Origin of the sequence: Actinorhabdospora filicis, assembly GCF_030269765.1 — a bacterium.
Classification (GTDB): domain Bacteria; phylum Actinomycetota; class Actinomycetes; order Mycobacteriales; family Micromonosporaceae; genus Actinorhabdospora; species Actinorhabdospora filicis.
Window position 1 is genome coordinate 650444 of sequence record NZ_BSTX01000001.1, and the last position, 19260, is coordinate 669703.

A 19260-nucleotide genomic window follows, 5' to 3' on the forward strand; every position below is an offset into this window, starting at 1 on the left:
CGGAGTCCCGGGAACGCGGCGGCCACCGCCTCGCGCCGGCCCGGCCCGCGCGGACGGCCTTGCCGGTTCACTGACATCCATAGTCTTGTCGGCGCGCGTGCCCGCCAGGCGGGCACGCGCTACAGCCGTGCCCGCGGGCCGATTAAGCGTTATCTACGCCCGCGTTAAGTGAGTTTCTTTCACTGGTGTGCCGCCCGACCTGGGGTCTAGCGTCTCGATCACTTCAAGCCCCACCCAGGAGCGACACTCCATTGCAAGGAGCAACACCGTGAAGCGACCACCCCGCCACACCTTGTTAACCGCCGGTTTCGCCCTCGCCACACTGGTCGCGTCCACCGCGTTCGGTGCCCCCGCGGCGGCGAAGCCGAGCCTCGACCAGGCCGTCACCCAGGCGATGGGCGCCGCCAAGGGCGCCGAGGCCCGCTCGATCTACGAGCTGGCCCCCGCCGCCGGCCTGGCCACCATCGTCGAACCCGACCGGACGTCGAAGGACGGCCGGTGGGTCTTCGGCGGCGCGGCCTTCCGCGTCCCCACGACCACTCACGCCGGGCCCGTCACCGCGCTCTTCTTCGGCCACCTCGCCAATGGCCGCTGGGAGATCGCGCTGGAGGGCAGCGAGGCCTTCGCCAGGGCCTCCGCCGACGCGCCCGCCGACCTGATGGGAGCGGGTGAGCGCGCCACCCTCGCGTCCACCGCCGCTCCTCAAACGTTCGCCGACTCCGCCGCCACCGGCCTCGCCCTCCCCTGGAAGGCGAACGGCGGCAACTGGCGCCACTGGGGCGTCCACGGCGACTCCGGCACCTCGACCCCGTACAACGCCATCGACTTCTACGGCGGGGACCGCTACGTGCGGGCCGCCGCCCCGGGGCGCCTCTACCGGTTCTGCGGCACCTCGACCCCGTACATCAAGGTCGTCCACGACAACGGGTGGACCACCGGGTACTACCACACCTACAACCAGACCACCGTCGCCGACGGCTCGCAGGTCGCCCTGGGCGCCTACATCGGCGAGATCGGCGAGCAGCTGCCCTGCGGCGGCCGCGCCAACGGCGACCACGTGCACTGGACACTGTGGAAGGGCAACACCGCCGTCGGCGTCAACGGCAAGGAGATCGGCGGCTGGACGTGGTACGCCCAGTCCACCGCCTACCAGGGGTACGCGGTGCGCGGCAGCACCCGCATCAACAACTCCGACTGCTGCCTGACCAACTACGGCCCCGGCGACCCCGGGTCCGGGGTCAGCGCTCCGGTCTACAACCCGAACGGCTCGGTCAACATCCGCAGCGGACCGTCCTCCACGGCCACCGTGGTGCGCTCGGTCGCCTCCGGGACGACGGTGAACCTCGTCTGCTACGTCAACGGGGACACCATGACCGGCCCGTGGAACAACACCAGCAAGGCCTGGGACCGGCTCGATGACGGGAACTACGTCTCCGACGCCTGGGTCGACACCGGCAGCGACACACCGGTGGTACCCGCCTGCACCTGACCGGCGGGGTCCGCCCCCGAACGAACCGGCCCCGCGTCCAGTCGCCAGGACACGGGGCCGGTTCCCTACTTAAGTCTTGCTCTACTCACCTTTGCTCTACTCGCCTTTAAAACGGCGGACCAGGGCCCACGCGCCGGGCAGCAGCGCGGCGGCGATGACCAGCTTGATGAGGTCGCCGACCATGAAGACGACCGCGCCCTTGTTGATGCCGGTGGACACGTCCATGCCGGTGGCCGCGATCAGGTAGGGCACGCCGACGGCGTAGATCGCCAGGTTGCCCAGGATCATCGTGCCGACGGTGCGCAGCGGCGTCCGGTCGCCGCCCCGGCGGGCCAGCTCGCCGACGAGGAGCCCGGCCAGCATGAAGCCGATGACGTAACCGAGGCTGACCAGTCCGGTGCCGGAGTTGCCGCCGGTGAACCACGGGACGCCCGCCATGCCGGCCGCGAGGTACAGGCCGAGGGTCGCGGTGGCGCGCACGGGGCCGTAGGCCGCGCCGAGCAGCAGGACGGCGAGGGTGGTCGCCACGAACGGGACCGGGGAGATCGCGGGGATCTCGATCGACACCTGAGCCGACAGGCCCACCAGGCCCGCGCCGCCGAGGACGAGGGCGGCCTCGCGCGCCCACGCGATCGCGCGAGTACCGGGGATGAGGTCCGCCAGGACGCGGCGGCCGATCACTGCTGACTGAGTCGCCATGCGGCATCCTCCAAAGGGGTTTGGGGGGTTCCCACAAAGATGAGGGGCGCGCTCACATTAGCGCACCCCTCAGGAGAGATCAAAAGCCGTCGATCAGCGATCAGCGGCGGTTCTTGATGCCCTCGACGGCCTGCGGGACGACCTTGAACAGGTCGCCGACCACGCCGAAGTCGGCGAGGTCGAAGATCGGGGCCTCGTCGTCCTTGTTGACCGCCACGATGCGCTTGGCGGTCTGCATGCCCGCGCGGTGCTGGATCGCGCCGGAGATGCCCAGGGCGATGTACAGCTGCGGGGACACCGTCGAGCCGGTCTGGCCGACCTGGTACTTGTGCGGGTAGAAACCGCCGTCGGTGGCCGCGCGCGAGGCGCCGACCGCGCCGCCGAGCAGGTCGGCGAGCTCCTCGACGAGCGCGAAGTTCTCCGCGCTGCCCACGCCGCGTCCACCGGAGACGACCACGGAGGCCTCGGTGAGCTCGGGGCGGGCGGACTTCTGGGCGGTGACGCGCTCGACGACGGCGACCTTCTTGGCCTTGTCGGAGACCGCGACCTCGACGCCGACCTGCTCGGCGGCGGCGGGCGCGGCCTCGGGGGTCAGCGAGTTCGGGCGGACGGTGACCAGCGGGACGCCGGTGGTGACCTTCGACTTCACGACCCAGGAGCCGGCGAAGACGCTCTGGGTGGCGGTGCCGTCGGCGTCCAGTGCGGACACGTCGGTGAGCAGCCCGTTGCCGAGCTTGACCGCCAGGCGCCCGGCGATCTCCTTGCCCTCCTGGCCGCTGGACAGCAGGACGGCGGCCGGGGACTTCTCGGCGACCAGCGCGGCCAGGACCTCGGCCTTGGGGGCGACGAGGAAGCCGTCCAGGTCGTCGTGCTCGGCGACGTAGACCTTGGCCGCGCCGTACTCGCCGAGGGCTGCGGTCAGCGGGGCCGCGGTGCCGGGGGCGCCCAGGACCACGGCGGAGGGCTCACCCAGGGCGCGGGCCATGGTGAGCATTTCGAGGGTGACCTTGCGTACGGTGCCGCCGGAAGCGTCGACGACGACGAGAACCTCTGCCATTGCGTTAATCCCCTTCCTCAGACGAACTTCTCGGCGGTGAGGTACGCGACGAGCTGGTCGCCGCCGTCCCCGTTGTCGGCGACCTTGACGCCGGCGCCGCGCGCGGGGCGCGGTTCGGCCGACAGCACGGTGGTGGCGGCGCCGGAGCGACCCACGGTCGCCGCGTCCACGCCGAGGTCGGCGAGGGTGAGCGTGGTGACGGGCTTGCGCTTGGCGGCCATGATCCCCTTCAGTGAGGGGTAGCGCGGGGTGTTGATCGTGTCCCACACGGACACGATGGCCTTGCCGGAGGCGCGCAGGACCTCGTAGCCGTCCTCGGTCTGGCGCTCGACGAGCAGGCCGCCGTCCTCGACGGTGACCTTGCGCGCGCCGGTGAGGGCGGCGATGTCCAGCAGTTCGGCCAGCAGGTGGGGCAGGACCTGGACGCCACCGTCGGTGGACTCGGCGCCGGACAGGATCAGGTCGTACTCAAGGGTGCCCAGGGCGGCGGCGATGACCTTCGCGGTGCCGAGCGCGTCCGAGCCGGCGACGGCCTCGTCGCTGACGTGGACGGCGGCGTCGGGGCCCATGGACAGCGCCTTGCGGATGGAGTCGACCGCGTGGTCGGGGCCGACGGTGAGCAGGGTCACCTGCGCGCCGGTCTCGTCCTTGAGGCGGAGGGCCTCTTCGATGGCGTATTCGTCCATCTCGTTGATGACGTTGGTGCCGCCGGAGCGGTCGACGGACCAGCCGTCACCGGCGAGCGAGCGCTCGGCGCCGGAGTCCGGTACCTGCTTGACCAGGACAACGATGTTCATCGAGCCGGATACCTCCTACTTAACGTGCGTTCAGGACCCTATCCTCGCGCGGTCCGGACGAGCCTGACACACCAGGGTCTCCCGAGCCATGTTACTCACGAGTAGTAAGAACGGGTGAGCTGAGCCTCTACCCTTTAGAGGTGGACGACACCGAGCCCCGCGGCGCCGTCATAGCCCTGGTCGGCATGGACGGCGTGGGCAAGACCACGCAGGCGCGCCGCCTGACGGCCAGACTCGCCGAGCGCGGAATCCCCGCCGACTACCACCTGGCGGCCAGCGGCCGCCGCGTCCTGTCCAACATGGCCAAACGCCTCGGCGCCGGCGACTCCGTCGAACTGCTGGGCGCCAACCTCGCCCTGCGCGCCGAGACGGCCATGCGCCGCCTCAACCTCTCCTGGAGCCTGCGCGCCGATCTGCTCATCGCCGACCGCTACAGCTACTGCCAGTTCGCCCGCACCCGCATGCTCTGCCCGGAGATCGAGCCGTGGGTGCGCAAGGCGATGCGCGGCATCCCCCGTCCCGCCATCACCCTCTTCCTCGACATGCCGCCCGAGCTGGCCAGCGACCGCGTCACCAAGCGCGGCATCGACGACGAACCCGTCGAACGGCTGCGCGCCCTGTCGGCCGCCTACCGCTCCCTGCCCGAGTTCGAGACCTTCACCCTGGTCGACGCGACCGGAACCGCCGAGGACGTAGGCGTGCGAATCGACGCCTGGGTTGACAAACTGTTGGAGACGGGAGAACTCGGGCTCCCGGACCTCGACGAAAGCGGGTGAGCGCCGGTGATCCGGGTAGCGCTGTTCATGTTCATCGTCTACGTCGCCCTGGTGATCTCGGCGCTCGCCGACTGCCTGGGCGGCGAACTGCCGCCGAAGCACCTCCCGCGTCCCCTGTGGGCGCTGGTGATCCTCGCGCTGCCCCTGGTCGGCGCCGTCCTGTGGTTCGCCACCGGGCGTCCCAAACCCCTCTTCGGCGGCTCGGCCGACACTCCCGCCCCGCCCCCGCGCACGACCCGCGCGCCCGATGACGACCCCGACTTCCTGCGCGACCTCGACCGCAAACTCAAGGGCGACGGCTCCTAGCGGCCGCCCACTCTCCGCACTGGCCTACCCTCGGGCACCGTGGACCAGCTATCCGCCCTCCTCGGCGTCACCGTCACCGACCGCGTCCCCCTCACCCGCGACACCGGCCGCTGGACCGAGGACCAGCCCTGGCTCACCCGGCTCACCCTCGCCGGTCCCCCATGGACCGCGATCGCCAAGACCGCCCGCGAGGAGGACCCGAGCCTCCTCATGAACGAGACCGCCGCCCTGCGCTTCCTGGACGGCGGCCTCGCGCCACGCCTCTACGCCGCCACCGACGGCGTCGTGATCATGGAGGACCTCGGCACCGGCCCCTCCCTCGACACCGTCCTGCTCGGCGCCGACCCCGCCACCGCCACCGAGGCGCTGCTGGCCTACGCCACCGCCCTGGGCCGCCTGCACGCGTCCACCACCGGCCGCGAAGAGGAGTACTACGCCCTCCACCCCCGGCCCCGGCGCATGTACGAGCGCATCAGCCTCGTCCGCCACTCCCTCGCCGAGTCCTGGCGCACCCTCACCGCCCTCACCGAAGCCCGCGGCCACCTGCCGGACGTCCCCGGCGCGGCCCGCGCCCAATGGCACGACCTGCTCGCCGAACTCGCCGAACCCCGCCCCTGGCTCGCGCTGTCCAACGGCGACGCCTGCCCCCAGAACACCCGCATCGTCGACGGCGAGATCCGCTTCCTCGACTTCGACGGCGCCGCCTTCCGCCACCCCGGCCTCGACCTCGCCGGACTGCTCATGCCCTTCCCCGCCTGCACCTGCTGGGGCGAGCTCCCGGCCGACCTCGTCCCCCGGCTGCTGGCCGCGCACCGGGCGGAGTTCGCGCCCGAGGGCGACACCCTGCGCGCCGCCGCGCTGGGGTCGATCGCGTGGGCGGTGCTGCGCGCGATCCGGATCCCGAAGCTGGAGGCGATGGACGCGCCCCACCCGATGGGGTTCTCCCGGCGCGGGCAGCTGGTGTCGGCGTTGCGGGCGGCGGCGGTCGCGGGTGGGGAGTGGTGGCCGGAGCTGGCGGGGTGGCTGGGGGAGGTCGCGGAGGGGTTGGAGGGGCGCTGGGGAGCGCTGGGGCGGTGGATGTATCCGGCTTTCGAACAGAATGACTAACCCCGGCACATATCGAGAGTGATCACTCGACTACTTTCTGCCATAGCAAGATGCCCCCGCGTCTTGCAGATGCAGAAAGGAGGGTGAGATTTGGTCACCCATGCCCATGAGGCACCGACTGGTCTTCTCAAGCGGCACAAAGAACTGATCCTGCCGATGCTCGACGTGGTCGGCCTGCCGCACGCGGACGAAGTCGAGATCGTCATGGTCTCGGAGAACTGCACCGAGATCCGCCCCACCGAACGCTATGTCGATGGCCTCGCGCTGCTGCGAGTCGACGGTGAAGCGGTCATGGCGGTCATCGTCGAGGTGCAGCTCCGTCCCGACAAGGACAAGCTCCGGACCTGGCCTCGCTATGTCGGCGACGTATGGGACCGCTACGGCGTTCCCACCGTTCTGCTCGTCGTGACGCCGGATCACCGGACGGCGAGCTGGGCTTCCGCCCCGATCGACGTCGGCCCGGCGGGCACGATCGAGGCGTCGGTCCTGTCACCCGATTCGATGCCCGTGATCGACGATGCCGAAAGCTACGAGGGAGCCGAGGACTACGCGGTTCTCGCGGCGTTCATTCACGCCCGCGGCGACCACGCGCCCGAGATCCTCGCCGCGCTGGGGGACATCCTCGCGCGGAGTCCGATCGAAGCCGCCCAAAGCTACGCTGAAGACCTGTTCGCAGTACTTCCCGCCAGGGCAAGGAAGATCTGGGAGAAGATCATGACCGCCGCCGCGCACGAGTACCAGACCGGGCTCGAATACATGTTCAACAGCGGTAAGGAGGAGGGCCGGAACGAAGCCGCCCGGGAGATCAAGACCCAGGCGCTCTTCGTGTTCCTCGACGCACGCGGCCTGTACGTGTCCGATGAGGTCGCCGAGCGCATCCGCGCCTGCGACAACGTCCACATCCTCGACCACTGGATCCGCAAGGCCGCAACCGTCACCACCGCCGAAGCCCTCTTCGACTGATCACCCCGTACCCCCTCACCCCACCCCTCCCCCACTTACCCGCCAGTAGAATCCCCCCGTGCGCCGATCACCGCTCCCCCGCAGCCAGCGTGTCCTCATGCTCTCCTGGGAGTACCCGCCCGTCCTGGTCGGTGGGCTCGGGCGGCATGTGCACGCGCTGGCCACCGCGTTGGTGCGGGCGGGGCACGACGTCACGGTTGTGACGCGGTACGGGGAGCACGCCGACGGGACGCCCGCGGCGCTCGACGAGGTCGTCGAGGGGGTGCGAATCCTGCGGGCGCCGCAGGACCCGCCGATGCTGCCGCTGACCACCGACACGCTGCTGGCGTGGACGATGTCGCTCAACCACTCGCTCACCCGGGCCGCGCTGGTCGCCGGTGGCGAGTACGACGTGGTGCACGCCCACGACTGGCTCGTCAACCACGCCGCCGTGACGCTGAAGCACCACCACCGGGTGCCGCTGGTGGCGACGGTGCACTCCACCGAGGCGGGACGGCACCGGGGGTGGCTCCCGGCGGAGCTGAACCGGTCGATCCACTCCATCGAATGGTGGCTGACCTACGAGGCCCGGCGGGTGCTGGTCTGCTCGGCGGACATGCGCTGGGAGGTCTCCCGGCTCTTCGAGCTCCCGGCGGCCAAGACGCAGGTCGTCCGCAACGGCGTCGACCCGCAGGCCTTCGCCGCCGCGCCCGCCGACGTGCGGGCCCAGCGCGAGAAGCACGCGCCGGACGGGCCGATGGTCCTGTACGCGGGCCGCCTGGTCTTCGAGAAGGGCGTGCAGGACCTCCTGGACGCCACCGTCGCGCTGCGCGAGCGCCACCCGGGGCTGCGCGTCATCGTCGCCGGGGACGGGCCGCACGCCGAGGACCTCAAGGACCACGCCGAGCACGCCGGAGTCGGCAAGGACGTCGACTTCATCGGCTTCGCGGGCCCGCGCGACCTGCCCGCGCTCTACGCCGCCGCCGACTGCCTCGTGGTGCCCAGCCGCTACGAGCCCTTCGGGCTGGTCGCGCTGGAGGCGGCCGCGGCGGGCACGCCGGTGGTGGCCTCGCGCGTGGGCGGTCTCGCCGAGATCGTCGAGGACGGCGTGACCGGCCTGTCGTTCCCGCCCGGGGACGTCGCCGCGCTCACCGAGGCGGTCTCGTCGGTGCTGTCCGACGAGCTGCTGTCCCGCCGGATCACCGCCGCCGCGCACGAGCTCGTGCTGAACCGCTACGGCTGGGACGACATCGCCGAGGCGACCGCCGGGGCCTACGCGAAGGCCGCCGGGGACGAGCGGGCCATGCGGGTCCGCGCGCTGCCCACATTGGACATACCCGAGGGAAACCTGCTCAGCCGCGACGCTTAGAAACCAACCGGTAACCTGTGGCCGGAATCACTCTAGAATCCGGAGGCATGTTACGACGAGTCCGGCGCGCGGCCGCGCTCTTCGCCGCGGCCCTCCTCGCGCTCATCGCCTCGCCCGCCCCCGCCGACGCCCACGAAGAACGCCCCATCACGTTCCCCGACGGAACCGGTTCGGTGCCCGTGTACCGCACCGACGGCCCCTACCTGACGGTGTGCAAAGAGGACGACGCCGGTTTCGCGCAGCGCGTCGCCGGTTTCCCCGCCGAGCTGAAGTCCCGCAACGAAACCCTCTACCGGGAGTGCCTCACCTCGGGCTTCCGCGACATCCAGGCGGCCGTGGACGCCGTGCAGACCCCGGGGATGCGCATCCTCGTCCTGCCCGGGCTGTACGAGGAACTGCCCTCGCGCCCGGACCCGGCCGGCGACTGCGCCGGCCTGCAGGCGCCGCGCGCCGCCCTCGGCCACCAGATCCTCTCGCTGGACCAGCAGAAGCAGTGCCCGCACAACCAGAACCTCGTCGCCGTCATCGGCAAGAAGGACCTCCAGATCGAGGGCACCGGCGCCACGCCGGGCGACGTCGTCCTGGACGCCGCCTACACCAAGCTCAATGGGCTGCGCGGCGACATGTCCAACGGCCTCTACCTGCGCAACTTCACCGCCCAGCGCACCACCTTCAACGCCGTCTACATCCTGGCCACCGACGGTTTCGTCATCGACGACCTGATCGGGCGCTGGAACGACGAGTACGGCTTCCTGACCTTCGGCTCCGACCACGGCCTCTACACCGGCTGCGAGGCCTACGGCAACGGCGACTCCGGCGTCTACCCCGGCTCGGCCAGCAACATCAACGACGGGCGCGGACACGACGTCCCCCGCTACGCCATCGAGATCAGGGGCTGCAAGAGCCACCACAACCTGCTCGGCTACTCCGGGACCGCCGGGGACTCGGTGTGGGTCCACGACAACGAGTTCTACGAGAACTCCGCGGGCATCTCCACCGACTCCGCCTTCCCGTTCCACCCGGGCCTGCCGCAGAACCACCTGCGGCTGGAGAACAACGTGATCCGCGCCAACAACTCCGACTACAACCCGTACGTGCGCGACGGTACCTGCGCCAGGCCCTACGCCGAGCGCGGCTACGAGCGGGGCGTGGTGTGCCCGGCCACCAGCGTCCCCGTCGGCACCGGCGTCCTGACCGCCGGGGGCAACGTGAACCTGTTCCAGGGCAACTACGTCTACGACCACGACATGACCGCGTTCATGCTGTTCTGGGTCCCGGCCTTCGTGCGCGGCGAGGACGCCCTCGGCAAGCTCGCCGACACCTCCCACGACAACTGGTACCGCGACAACCACCTCGGCGTCTCCCCCACCGGCGAGGCGCTGCCGAACCGGATCGACTTCTGGTGGGACGGCGAGGGCGGCGGCAACTGCTGGCAGCCCGCCGAGAGCGGCGCCGACCCGATCACACTGCCCGGCTGCGACGCGTTCTTCGGCACCCAGCGGGTGCTCAATGACCCGACGAAGCTCTTCAAGCTGCTGCACTGCGCCGAGTACGACCAGCGCGCGCGGAACGTCCCCGCGAGCTGCGACTGGTACGGAGCCAGCGGCACCGGGCGCATCGAGTTCCACCTGGCCGCCTGGAAGGGCGCGGCCACCGTCGGGCTGGCCCTGCTCGCCTGGCTCGCCCTCGGGATGCGGCAACGCCGTCCCGAGCGGGCCTTCGGGCGTCCCGTCCGGCAGACCGCCGTCCTCGGGCTCGCCACGATCGCGATCGGAGCGGTGACCGGCGTGCTGGCCGCCTACCTGAACCAGCCGTGGCTCTCCCCGCTCGGGCTGATCATCGCGGGCGCGGGCTGGATCGCCTACGGGCGCTGCTGGCGCGTGACCGGCCGCGGGGGCCTGGGCGCGCTCGCCTGGACCCTCGGCGTGCTCTGCCTGCTGGACGCCGTCGACCGCGGCCTGTGGATGCTGCCGCTGATCCCGGTGCCGCCCGCGTGGCTCCAGCTGCTGGCCTCGGCGGTGCTCGGCGTGGCGGTCCTCATCGCCCTCGGGCGGCGGATGTGGCGGCGGAAACCGCCACCGGCCGACCCGGCGCCGGTGCGGGAGAAGATCCCGGCCGGGGTCTGAGCGAAGAAGGGGGACGTCCGGTGGACGTCCCCCTCCCGCTCAGCTCGTGATGTCCTTCGTGGTCAGCCGCGCCCACGCCGCCGACAGCCCCAGGGCCGTCCACAGCAGCGCCGACAGCAACCCCATGCCCACCTGGTCCCAGGCGGCCGGATCGCGCAGCAGATCGATGTAGGACGTCCAGTAATGCGAGATCAGGTACGGGTGCAGCCAGTCGAGCTGCGTGATCGCGCCCAGGATCTGGCTGATGATCACGAACATCATCATCGCCACCGCGCCGCCGATCGGCTGCTCGGTGAGCGTGGAGACGAACATGCCGATCGCGCCCACCGCCACCAGGCACAGGGCCATGTAGACGGCGGCCTCAAGCACCCGCAGGAACGCCTCCCCGAACGGGATCGTCGTCCCCGACAGGGTCGCCATGTCGCCGGTGCCGAACAGGATCACGCCCGTCAGGCCGCCGGTGAACCCGACGATCGCGACCACCGCGAAGATCCAGGTGACCAGCGAGGCGAACTTCACCGCCAGCAGCCGGACGCGTCCCACCGGCGTGGTCAGCAGGTACCGCAGGGTCCCGATGTTGGCCTCACCGGCGATGGTGTCCCCGGCGATGACCGAGACCGCGATCGGCAGGAACAGCGCCAGCTCGATGCCCAGCCCCGCCAGCGCGGCGATCAGGCCGTTGTCCAGCATCCCCGCGAACAGCGGCGGGCCCTCGCCCGGACCGGGCTTCGTGGCGAACATGACGATCGCGATCACGATCGGCAGCGCCGCCAGCGCCGCCACGCCCGCGATGTTGCGGCGCCGCAGCGACATCAGCCGCAGCTCCGAGCGGTAGAAACGGGTGCTGAACCGGCGGTGCGGGCGCCACGTGGACGCCTCAGCCACTGACATCGAAGCCCTCCCCGGTCAGCGAGACGAACAGGTCCTCCAGATCGGGCCGGACCACCGCGAAGCCGCGCACCGGGACCCCGGCGCGCACCAGCGCGTCCACCAGCTTCTCCGGCTCGGCGCCGCCCAGCAGCGCCGTCGCCGCGCCGGGCGCGACGGCCACGTCGGCCAGGCCCTCCTCGCGCAGCACCTCGGCGGCGGCCTCCGGCGAGGCCGTCTCCACCCGCACGCCCGGCACCGCCGAGGCCCGCAGGTCGGCCAGCGAGGACTGGGTGATCAGCTTCCCCTTGTGCATCACCGCCACGTGGCTGCACACCTGCTCGACCTCGCTCAGCAGGTGCGTCGACAGCATCACCGTGACGCCGTCGGCGGCCAGCTGCGCGATCAGCGAGCGCACCTCGCGCGTGCCCTGCGGGTCGAGGCCGTTGGTCGGCTCGTCCAGGATCAGCAGCTCGCGGGGCCGCAGCAGCGCGCCCGCGATCGCCAGCCGCTGCTTCATGCCCAGCGAGTACTGGCGGTACCGCTTGCGCGCGGCGGCCACGAGCCCCACGCGGTCCAGCGCGGCACTCACCCGCTCCTCGGCGGTGGCGGGGTCGGTGGTGCGGTCCACGGCGTCCAGGCGCCGCAGGTTGTCGGCGCCCGACAGGTACGGGTGGAACGCCGGGCCCTCCACGAGCGCCCCCACGCGGGGCAGCGCCACCGCCGAGCGCTCGGGCACCGGCTCGCCGAGGACCTCGGCGGTGCCGTCGGTGGCCGCGATCAGCCCCAGGAGCATCCGGATCGTGGTGGTCTTGCCGCAGCCGTTGGGGCCGAGGAACCCGAAGACCGCGCCGTACGGGACGTCCAGGTCGAGCCCGTCGACGGCCAGGACGCCCTTGCCGTAGCTCTTGGACAGGCCGCGCGTCCGTACGGCGCGGGAGCCGGGCTCCCGCGCCGCGGCGACCGAGGTCGCCTTCGTCACCGGCCGGCCACCTCGACGAGCTTGTCGACGGTGACCGCACCGATCAGGATCCGGCCGTCATCGGTGATCAGCGCGTTGACCAGGGTCGAGGTGAAGACCCGGCCGCTTCCCCACGCGCCGCTGACCTGCGGCAGGCCGGTCAGGAAGGTCTGGGCGCTGGCCAGGCCGTCCTTGGCCTCGGCCGGAGCGTCCTTCCACTCCTCGCCCTTGCCGCTGAGCAGGGACGAGAAGTCGCCGTTGGTGAGCACCGCCACCGCGGTCCAGCCCTCGCCGACGACCTTAAGGTCGCCCTTGTTCTCCACGTCCTCGGCCTTCGACTCCTCCAGCTTGGGCTGGGTGGACTCGGTGACCTTGGTGCCCTGCGGGGGCGTGAAGGTGAAGTGCTCGGCGGGCGGGACCTCGAAGGAGATGCGCGCGAACGCGATCTCGAAGGCCGGGTCGCTCTTGCCGGCCGCCATGACGCGGGTCCGCAGCGGGACGCCCGTCTCGGCGTCCACCGCGAGGCGGACCTCGGCGATGGTGGACGCCTTGTCCTTCGGCGCGAGCACCAGCTCGTAGGCGTCGCGTCCGGCGACCTCGGCGGTGCCGTCGGTGGTGACCTCGGTGGTGCCGCTGATGGCGGCCAGGGCCTCCTCGGCGGCCTTCTGCGGGGTCACCGGCTCACCGGCCAGCGCCCGCGGCGGCCACATCGGCGCCGACCCGAGCTGCGGGTCGAGCGTGGTGTGCGTGGCGGTCTGCTCCTGGCTGTTCCAGGACCACACGTCGGAGCCGTTGCGGATGATGTCGGATTCGCCCATGCTGCCCAGGACCGCGGCGCGGACCTTGTCGGGCGCGGCGTACCAGATGCGCATGGTCTGGCTGCCGCCGAGCAGTGAGGCCACGTCGGCGCCACCGCCGCCACCCACGCCGGGCAGGGCCGGGAGGCCCAGGTCGGCGCTGGTCACGACGGTGCCGGACAGGCCCTGCACCGAGGAGTTCTGCACGTCGGTCAGGAGTTCGGCCGCCGTCTTGGCCGGGAGGGAGGGCCCGTTCCCGGCCTGCACCAGCGTCGCGCCGACGCCGGTGGCAACCACCGCCGCGCCGATCGCGGCCGGTACGGCCCAGCGCCGCAGTGTCGCGGTCTTCGTCATCGCCCCTTGTTCCTCTCTCCGGGCCGGTGCGCTTCCGCGCGCTCCGGCCATTCAAGTTTCCCCTTTTGTCTCGCTCCGGCGAGCCCCCTGAACTCCCGCCGACGACTCCATGGTGCTGATGGTGCGCTGTGACCCGGCTGAGAACGGCTGAGCGCTTTGCCAGGAAGCCCGCTACCTTCGGTGACATGCGTTTGCTCGTGGTCGAGGATGAGGAGCGGATGGCCGCCGCGCTGTCGCGCGGCCTGACCGCCGACGGTTTCGCCGTGGACGTCGTGCACGACGGGAAGAGCGGACTGGAGTCGGCGCGCTTCGGCGAGTACGACGCGGTCATACTCGACGTCATGCTGCCCGGTTTGTCCGGCTACGAGGTCATCCGCCGCCTGCGCGCCGAGGACAACTGGGTCCCGGTGCTGATGCTGTCGGCCAAGGACGGCGAGTACGACCAGTCCGACGGCCTCGACCTGGGCGCCGACGACTACCTCACCAAGCCGTTCTCTTACGTCGTCCTGCTGGCCCGGCTGCGGGCGCTGCTGCGGCGGGGCGTGCGGGCGCGCCCGGCCGTCCTGGCCGTGGGCGACCTGAGCCTGGACCCGGCCGCGCAACGCGTCCGCCGCGGCGACGTGGAGATCTCGCTGTCCACGCGCGAGTTCACGCTGCTGGAGTACCTCATGCGGCACCCCGACCAGGTGCTGTCCAAGGTCGAACTGCTGGACCACGTGTGGGGCGCGCCGGTGGACACCGACGTGAACGTGGTCGAGGTGTACATCGGCTACCTGCGCAAGAAGATCGACCACCCCTTCGGGCGCCGCTCGGTGCGCACGGTCCGGGGCGCGGGCTACCGGCTGGTGCCCGACCAGCCCGGACAGCCGTGAGCCGGATGTCGCAGCGCATGTCGCTGCGCGCGCGGGTGGTCGTCATCGGGGTCCTCGGGCTCACGCTGACCCTCGGCGTGGGCGGTTTCACGCTGGTCAGCGTCCTGCAGTCGAGCCTGCTCGGCTCGGTCGACACCGGCATCGACCAGACCGGCAAGGAGATCGCCGGGATGATCCGCACCGGCCGCCTGCCGGACCTGATCCCCTCCAGCGGCAACACGATCATCCAGGTCCTGCGCGCCGACTACACCATCGACCGGGTCTCGGCCGGCGGCGACCGCCTGGTGACGGTGCTGCGGCCCGACGAGATCGGCTCCGCGCTCGCCCGCGGCGAGAAGCTGACGGTGCGCGCCGACCAGGCCACCTACGAGGGCTTCCTGCGCGTCGGGGCGGTCGCGGCCGCCGACCGGATCGTGCTGGTGGCCGTGCCGCTGGCCGAGATGCAGCACAATGTGCACTACTTCAAGACCGGCCTGTTCATCCTGATCCCGGTGCTGATCGTGGTCCTCGGGCTGGCCATCTGGTACGTCGTGGGCATGGCCCTGCGCCCGGTGGAGACGCTGCGCCGCAGCGCCGAGGACGTGCGCGGCGGCGAGCGGCTGGTCGTCCCCCACGGCGGTGAGGACGAGATCCACCGGCTGGCGGTCACCCTTAACACGATGCTGGAGCGGCTGGAGCGGGCCCGCGACAAGCAGCGGTCCTTCGTCGCCGACGCCGCCCATGAGCTGCGCAGCCCGCTGGCGAACATGCGCACCGAGCTGGAGGTGGCCGCGCGCATCGGCCCGACCCCGGAGCTGCTGGACGACCTGCTGTCCGATGTGGAGCGGCTGGGCCGGCTCACCGACGACCTGCTGCTGCTGGCGCGCGCCGACGATCCCGAGCGGCTGCGGCTGAAGAAGGAGCGCGTCGACGTCGGCGATCTGCTGACCGCGATCTGCCAGCGCTACACCGGCTCGCGGGTGCCGGTGACCTGCGTGCCGCCGCCCGAGGACGCTCCACTGTGGGTGGACGGCGACGTGGACGGCCTGCGCCGGGCGATCTCGAACCTCGTGGACAACGCCGTCCGGCACGCCGCCACCCGGGTGGTGGTGAGCGCCGACGCGCACCCCGACGGCGTCCGCGTCAGCGTCACCGACGACGGCGAGGGCGTCCCCGTGTCCGACCGGGCGCGCGTGTTCGAGCGCTTCACGCGCCTGGACGGCGCCCGCTCGCGCGACAAGGGCGGCACCGGGCTGGGCCTGGCGATCGTCCGCGAGCTGGTGGCGCGTCACGGCGGGACGGTCACGCTGCACGACGCGGCGCCGGGGCGCACGCCGCCGGGGCTGCGCGCGGACGTGGTGCTGCCGCGTCCTAAGTAGCCGCCCGGTCGATGTCGAGCCGGGTCAGCGCGCCCCGCGGCACGTGGAACCGGATGGTCCAGCCGCCCGCCGCCTCGGCGTGGATGACGCCGTCGGTGCGGGTGTGCCGCAACCGCGCGGCGGTGGTGAAGGAGACGATCTCCTCGGCCGTGCTGCCCATCGGCAGGGCCGCCTGCACTTCGCGGCGGACGGCCTCGGCGCTGCCCAGGTGCTCCCAGTCGGTCATGCGCGAGACGATACGCCTCACACCGTCCACTGTGGGGGCACGCCGAGCAGCGGAGCGGCCGCGCGGCAGGCCTCGGCGTGGGCGAGGATCTCCACGCTGTCCACGGCCTGGTCGATGGTGCCCGGCAGGCGCCCGACGCGCCCGGGACGCGCGAACCGGTCGATCAGCGCGTTCAGTTCCGGATCGGTGATCGCGGCCAGCAGCGGGACGGTCAGCCGCTCGCCGCCGATGACGGTCCCGGCCCGGCCGAAGAACGGGCGCGGCTCCGGGTCGACGGCCTCGGCCAGTTCCAGCGCGTTGGTGGCGGCGGCCAGGACCGAGCCCGCCGCGCACACCCCGGCCTCGCGTTCGCGCCAGCCGGCGCCGGTGAGGGCGGCGGTGAGGTGCGGCTCCAGTTTCGCGGCGATGGGCAGGCGGGCGAAGCCGCTGCCGAACCACTTCGGGTAGGGCGCCCACCGGCGCTCGACCAGGAACGCCAGGCGCATCAGCTCACCGGCGAGCCGGGCGGCGATCACCGAGCCGCCGAGGGCGTCCCCGCGTTCGCCGGCGCGGGAGATGAAGGACTCCTCCTGGCTGATCCGCAGCCACGAGCAGGCGATGGCGTAGCGCCACACGTCGTCGGGGTACCACGCCAGGGCCGCGCGGCGTCCGGTGAGCAGGCCGTGCGGGTCGGCGTGCACGGCGCCCTCGGTGAACGTGGCCAGCCGCTGCGTGGGGGTGAGCAGCCAGTCGGCGAGGGTGACGCCGTTGGCGGGGTCGAAGCCCAGGCGGGCCCGGAAGTACTCGCCGGGGGCGATCACCTCGACCCGGTGCCGGGGCTCCTCGCCGTGGTAGGCGAAGCGGACGGGGAACCCGTCGAAGGTGCCGGGGAGCCCGCCGAGATCGGGGGCGGGGCCGTCGGTGAAGATCTGGCAGCGCGGGCCGTAGTCGTGGTCGGGCGAGACGCCGTCGTCGAAACCGAGGACCTCGGAGCCCTCGCCGAGCAGGGCTGCGGCGTGCGGGAAATCGCCCAGGAGGGGGCGGACGGCGGCCTCGTAGAACCGCCGGGAGAGTTCGCGTCCGGACACACGGCAAGATTACGAACTCCCGCAACAGGTTTCTCCCCCGTCACGGCCGTCCCACTCGCGTTCGGCACCACCCGCGCGCCATGCCTGGAATGATCGCGGTGGAGGTGATGTCATGCCGATCGCTCCACGCGTCAGTCTCGCCACCCTCGGCGTGGCCGACTTGACCCGCTCGACGGCGTTCTACCAGGCCCTCGGCTGGCCGCTGTCGGAGGCCTCGGTGCCGGGTGAGGTGAGCTTCTTCCGCACCGACGGCGGGATCCTCGCCCTCTTCGGCGTCTACGCCCTGGCCAAGGACGCCGGGGTGCAGAACCCGACCGGGCCGCATCCGTTCCGGGGTATGACGCTGGCCGCCAACCTCGACACGCCGTCCGATGTGGACGACGCGTTCGCGGTGGTCCGCGAGGCGGGCGGGACGGTGGTCAAGGAGCCGGAGCGCACCGACTGGGGCGGCTACTCCGGCTACTTCGCCGATCCCGACGGGCACCTGTGGGAACTGGCGCACAACCCGGGCTGGCCGATCGGGGCCGACGGGCGTCCGCGCCTGCCCTAGGACGGCGAAAAGCCCGCCCCGGAAGGGCGGGCTCTCACTCGCGCGCGGGTCAGACGGCCACCAGCTCGCGCTCCTCCTCCACCACCTCTTCGGTGGCGGGGGCGGCGTGCTGGCGGGCCTTGCGCGGCAGGAGGAACGCCAGCCCGAAGGCCAGGGCCAGCATCGCCACCGTGATCACGCCAGTGAGCTGCGCGGCGTCCAGGAAGGCCTCGCGGTGCCCGGCGCCGGCCGCCGCCCGGTCCGCGGCGTGCCCGAAGTAGACGGTGCCGAGGACCGCGATGCCCAGCGACATCCCCAGCTGCTGCACCGACTGCAGGACGCCCGAGGCCGAGCCGACCTGCTCGTCGGTGACCTTCGCGGTGATGATGTCGAAGAGCGGGCCGAAGATCATGCCCATCCCGATGCCGCCCAGGACCGTCGGCAGGACGAAGTCCCAGCCGCCCATCTCGGCGCCGACCAGCTTGAAGACCACCAGCAGCGAGACCAGACCGGCGGCCATGACCGCGAAGCCGACGTGCAGGAGCTTGCGGCCGAAGCGCGCCATCAGCTGCCCGCTGAGCATGGTCCCGACGACCGTGCCGAGCGCCCACGGCAGCGACGAGAGGCTGGCCCGCAGCGGCGAGAACCCGAGGCCGAGCTGCATCAGCACGCTCAGCAGGAGCATCGTCCCGCCCATCGCGGCGGTGAAGACCACGGCCAGGACCACGCCGAAGGTGTAGGAGCGGTTCTTGAAGGTGCCCGGCTCGACCAGCGTCACGCGCCCGGCGCGCTTGCGGGCGACCTGGTACCAGCCGAATCCGGCCAGCACCGGCAGCGCCACCAGCAGCGAGAGCTTCGTCCACATCGGCCAGCCCAGCTCGCGGCCCTGCACCAGCGGGAAGACCAGCAGGAACGTGCCGGCCGCGGCGACCAGGACGCCGAGCCCGTCCAGCCGCGCGCCCCGCATCGTCGGCGCCGACTTCGGCAGGAAGCGCAGCCCGGCCAGCAGCGAGAACAGGCCCACCGGCACGTTCAGCAGGAAGATCATGCGCCAGCCGGTGCCGAAGACGTCGGCGTCGATGATGACCCCGGCCAGGATCGGCCCGAGCAGCGCCGACAGGCCCATGACCGGCCCGAACACGCCCCACACCTTCGCCATGTCGTTCGGCCCGAACAGCTCGCGGATCAGCCCGAAGGTCTGCGGCAGCATCACCGCGCCGAACAGGCCCTGCAGGACGCGCGCGCCGATCAGCGCCTCGGGCGCCCAGGCCAGCCCGCACGCGACCGAGGCGAGGGTGAACCCGGCGACGCCGGCCAGCAGGACGCGGCGGCGGCCGAACATGTCGCCGAGGCGGCCGCCGACCAGCAGGGCGACCGCCATCGCCATCGTGTATCCGGCGGTCATCCACTGCAGCGAGGAGTAGGACCCGCCCAGCTCGGCCCGGATCGCCGGGGCGGCGAGCTGGACGACGGTGGAGTCGAGGAGGTCCATGACGCAGGCGGCGATCACGGCGGCGAGCCCGAGGGCCCGGAAGCGGTTGCTTGTCATACGAACGACTCT

General features: G+C 71.9%; 19 protein-coding genes. 10 read left to right on the forward strand and 9 right to left on the reverse strand.

Features of this window, described 5'->3' with window-relative positions; all coding sequences use genetic code 11:
* Positions 1-292: 292 nt before the first annotated feature.
* On the forward strand, positions 293-1489 hold the full coding sequence (locus tag QSK10_RS02895; protein ID WP_285660997.1) for a peptidoglycan DD-metalloendopeptidase family protein: 1197 nt from the start codon (positions 293-295) through the stop codon (positions 1487-1489).
* Between the two features lie 96 nt (positions 1490-1585).
* Here QSK10_RS02895 and QSK10_RS02900 read toward each other — a convergent pair whose 3' ends face one another.
* The 3 genes from QSK10_RS02900 to QSK10_RS02910 all read right to left on the reverse strand — a co-directional run bounded on the left by QSK10_RS02900 (position 1586) and on the right by QSK10_RS02910 (position 4042).
* A complete protein-coding gene (locus tag QSK10_RS02900; protein WP_285660998.1) occupies positions 1586-2188 on the reverse strand; it encodes a biotin transporter BioY in 603 nt (200 codons plus the stop codon).
* A gap of 100 nt (positions 2189-2288) precedes the next feature.
* Positions 2289-3245, reverse strand: coding sequence for an electron transfer flavoprotein subunit alpha/FixB family protein (locus QSK10_RS02905; protein WP_285660999.1), 957 nt, complete (start codon positions 3243-3245; stop codon positions 2289-2291).
* Between the two features lie 17 nt (positions 3246-3262).
* The gene (locus QSK10_RS02910) at positions 3263-4042 is read right to left on the reverse strand and encodes an electron transfer flavoprotein subunit beta/FixA family protein (protein ID WP_285661000.1); all 780 of its coding nucleotides are present in this window, start codon (positions 4040-4042) and stop codon (positions 3263-3265) included.
* Between the two features lie 140 nt (positions 4043-4182).
* On the opposite strand from QSK10_RS02910, the gene QSK10_RS02915 reads away from it, so the two are divergent.
* The 6 genes from QSK10_RS02915 (at position 4183) to QSK10_RS02940 (ending at position 10668) form a co-directional block, all read left to right on the forward strand.
* Entirely contained in the window at positions 4183-4818 is a 636-nt protein-coding gene (locus tag QSK10_RS02915; protein WP_285661001.1) for a dTMP kinase, read from the forward strand.
* A gap of 6 nt (positions 4819-4824) precedes the next feature.
* Complete coding sequence (locus QSK10_RS02920) at positions 4825-5124, forward strand: PLD nuclease N-terminal domain-containing protein (RefSeq protein WP_285661002.1); 300 nt, start codon at positions 4825-4827, stop codon at positions 5122-5124.
* Positions 5125-5163: 39 nt separating this feature from the next.
* Positions 5164-6231 (forward strand): protein kinase family protein, encoded by a 1068-nt coding sequence (locus QSK10_RS02925; protein WP_285661003.1) that lies wholly within the window; start codon positions 5164-5166, stop codon positions 6229-6231.
* A gap of 90 nt (positions 6232-6321) precedes the next feature.
* The gene (locus tag QSK10_RS02930) at positions 6322-7194 is read left to right on the forward strand and encodes an RpnC/YadD family protein (RefSeq protein WP_285661004.1); all 873 of its coding nucleotides are present in this window, start codon (positions 6322-6324) and stop codon (positions 7192-7194) included.
* A 58-nt stretch (positions 7195-7252) separates the two neighbouring features.
* Entirely contained in the window at positions 7253-8542 is a 1290-nt protein-coding gene (locus QSK10_RS02935; RefSeq protein WP_285661005.1) for a glycosyltransferase family 4 protein, read from the forward strand.
* A 47-nt stretch (positions 8543-8589) separates the two neighbouring features.
* Positions 8590-10668: a right-handed parallel beta-helix repeat-containing protein gene (locus QSK10_RS02940; protein ID WP_285661006.1), complete on the forward strand. Its 2079-nt coding sequence runs from the start codon at positions 8590-8592 to the stop codon at positions 10666-10668.
* Between the two features lie 39 nt (positions 10669-10707).
* Here QSK10_RS02940 and QSK10_RS02945 read toward each other — a convergent pair whose 3' ends face one another.
* The 3 genes from QSK10_RS02945 to QSK10_RS02955 are packed head-to-tail and all read right to left on the reverse strand — an operon-like array spanning position 10708 to position 13647.
* Positions 10708-11559 carry an ABC transporter permease gene (locus tag QSK10_RS02945; RefSeq protein WP_285661007.1) on the reverse strand — a complete coding sequence of 284 codons (852 nt, stop codon included), beginning with the start codon at positions 11557-11559 and terminating at the stop codon, positions 10708-10710.
* Positions 11546-12517: an ABC transporter ATP-binding protein gene (locus tag QSK10_RS02950; RefSeq protein WP_285661008.1), complete on the reverse strand. Its 972-nt coding sequence runs from the start codon at positions 12515-12517 to the stop codon at positions 11546-11548. Before QSK10_RS02950 ends, QSK10_RS02945 begins: the two co-directional genes overlap by 14 nt.
* Positions 12514-13647, reverse strand: coding sequence for a LolA family protein (locus QSK10_RS02955; protein WP_285661009.1), 1134 nt, complete (start codon positions 13645-13647; stop codon positions 12514-12516). The genes QSK10_RS02950 and QSK10_RS02955 overlap by 4 nt, the downstream gene beginning before the upstream one ends.
* 185 nt (positions 13648-13832) lie before the next feature.
* Between QSK10_RS02955 and QSK10_RS02960 the strand changes: the two genes are divergently transcribed.
* Positions 13833-14519 carry a response regulator transcription factor gene (locus QSK10_RS02960; protein ID WP_285661010.1) on the forward strand — a complete coding sequence of 229 codons (687 nt, stop codon included), beginning with the start codon at positions 13833-13835 and terminating at the stop codon, positions 14517-14519.
* Positions 14520-14524: 5 nt separating this feature from the next.
* Entirely contained in the window at positions 14525-15877 is a 1353-nt protein-coding gene (locus QSK10_RS02965; protein WP_285661011.1) for a sensor histidine kinase, read from the forward strand.
* Here the strand turns inward: QSK10_RS02965 and QSK10_RS02970 are convergent.
* Together QSK10_RS02970 and QSK10_RS02975 are read right to left on the reverse strand one after the other, a co-directional pair.
* Positions 15870-16103, reverse strand: coding sequence for a hypothetical protein (locus QSK10_RS02970; protein ID WP_285661012.1), 234 nt, complete (start codon positions 16101-16103; stop codon positions 15870-15872). The two genes, QSK10_RS02965 and QSK10_RS02970, sit on opposite strands and share 8 nt — an antisense overlap.
* Positions 16104-16120: 17 nt before the next feature.
* The gene (locus QSK10_RS02975; protein WP_285661013.1) at positions 16121-17170 is read right to left on the reverse strand and encodes a DUF4037 domain-containing protein; all 1050 of its coding nucleotides are present in this window, start codon (positions 17168-17170) and stop codon (positions 16121-16123) included.
* Between the two features lie 112 nt (positions 17171-17282).
* Here QSK10_RS02975 and QSK10_RS02980 point away from each other — a divergent pair, with 112 nt between their 5' ends.
* On the forward strand, positions 17283-17720 hold the full coding sequence (locus QSK10_RS02980) for a VOC family protein (protein WP_285661014.1): 438 nt from the start codon (positions 17283-17285) through the stop codon (positions 17718-17720).
* A 49-nt stretch (positions 17721-17769) separates the two neighbouring features.
* On the opposite strand, the gene QSK10_RS02985 is transcribed toward QSK10_RS02980, so the two are convergent.
* Positions 17770-19248, reverse strand: coding sequence for an MFS transporter (locus QSK10_RS02985; protein WP_285661015.1), 1479 nt, complete (start codon positions 19246-19248; stop codon positions 17770-17772).
* Positions 19249-19260: the final 12 nt, after the last annotated feature.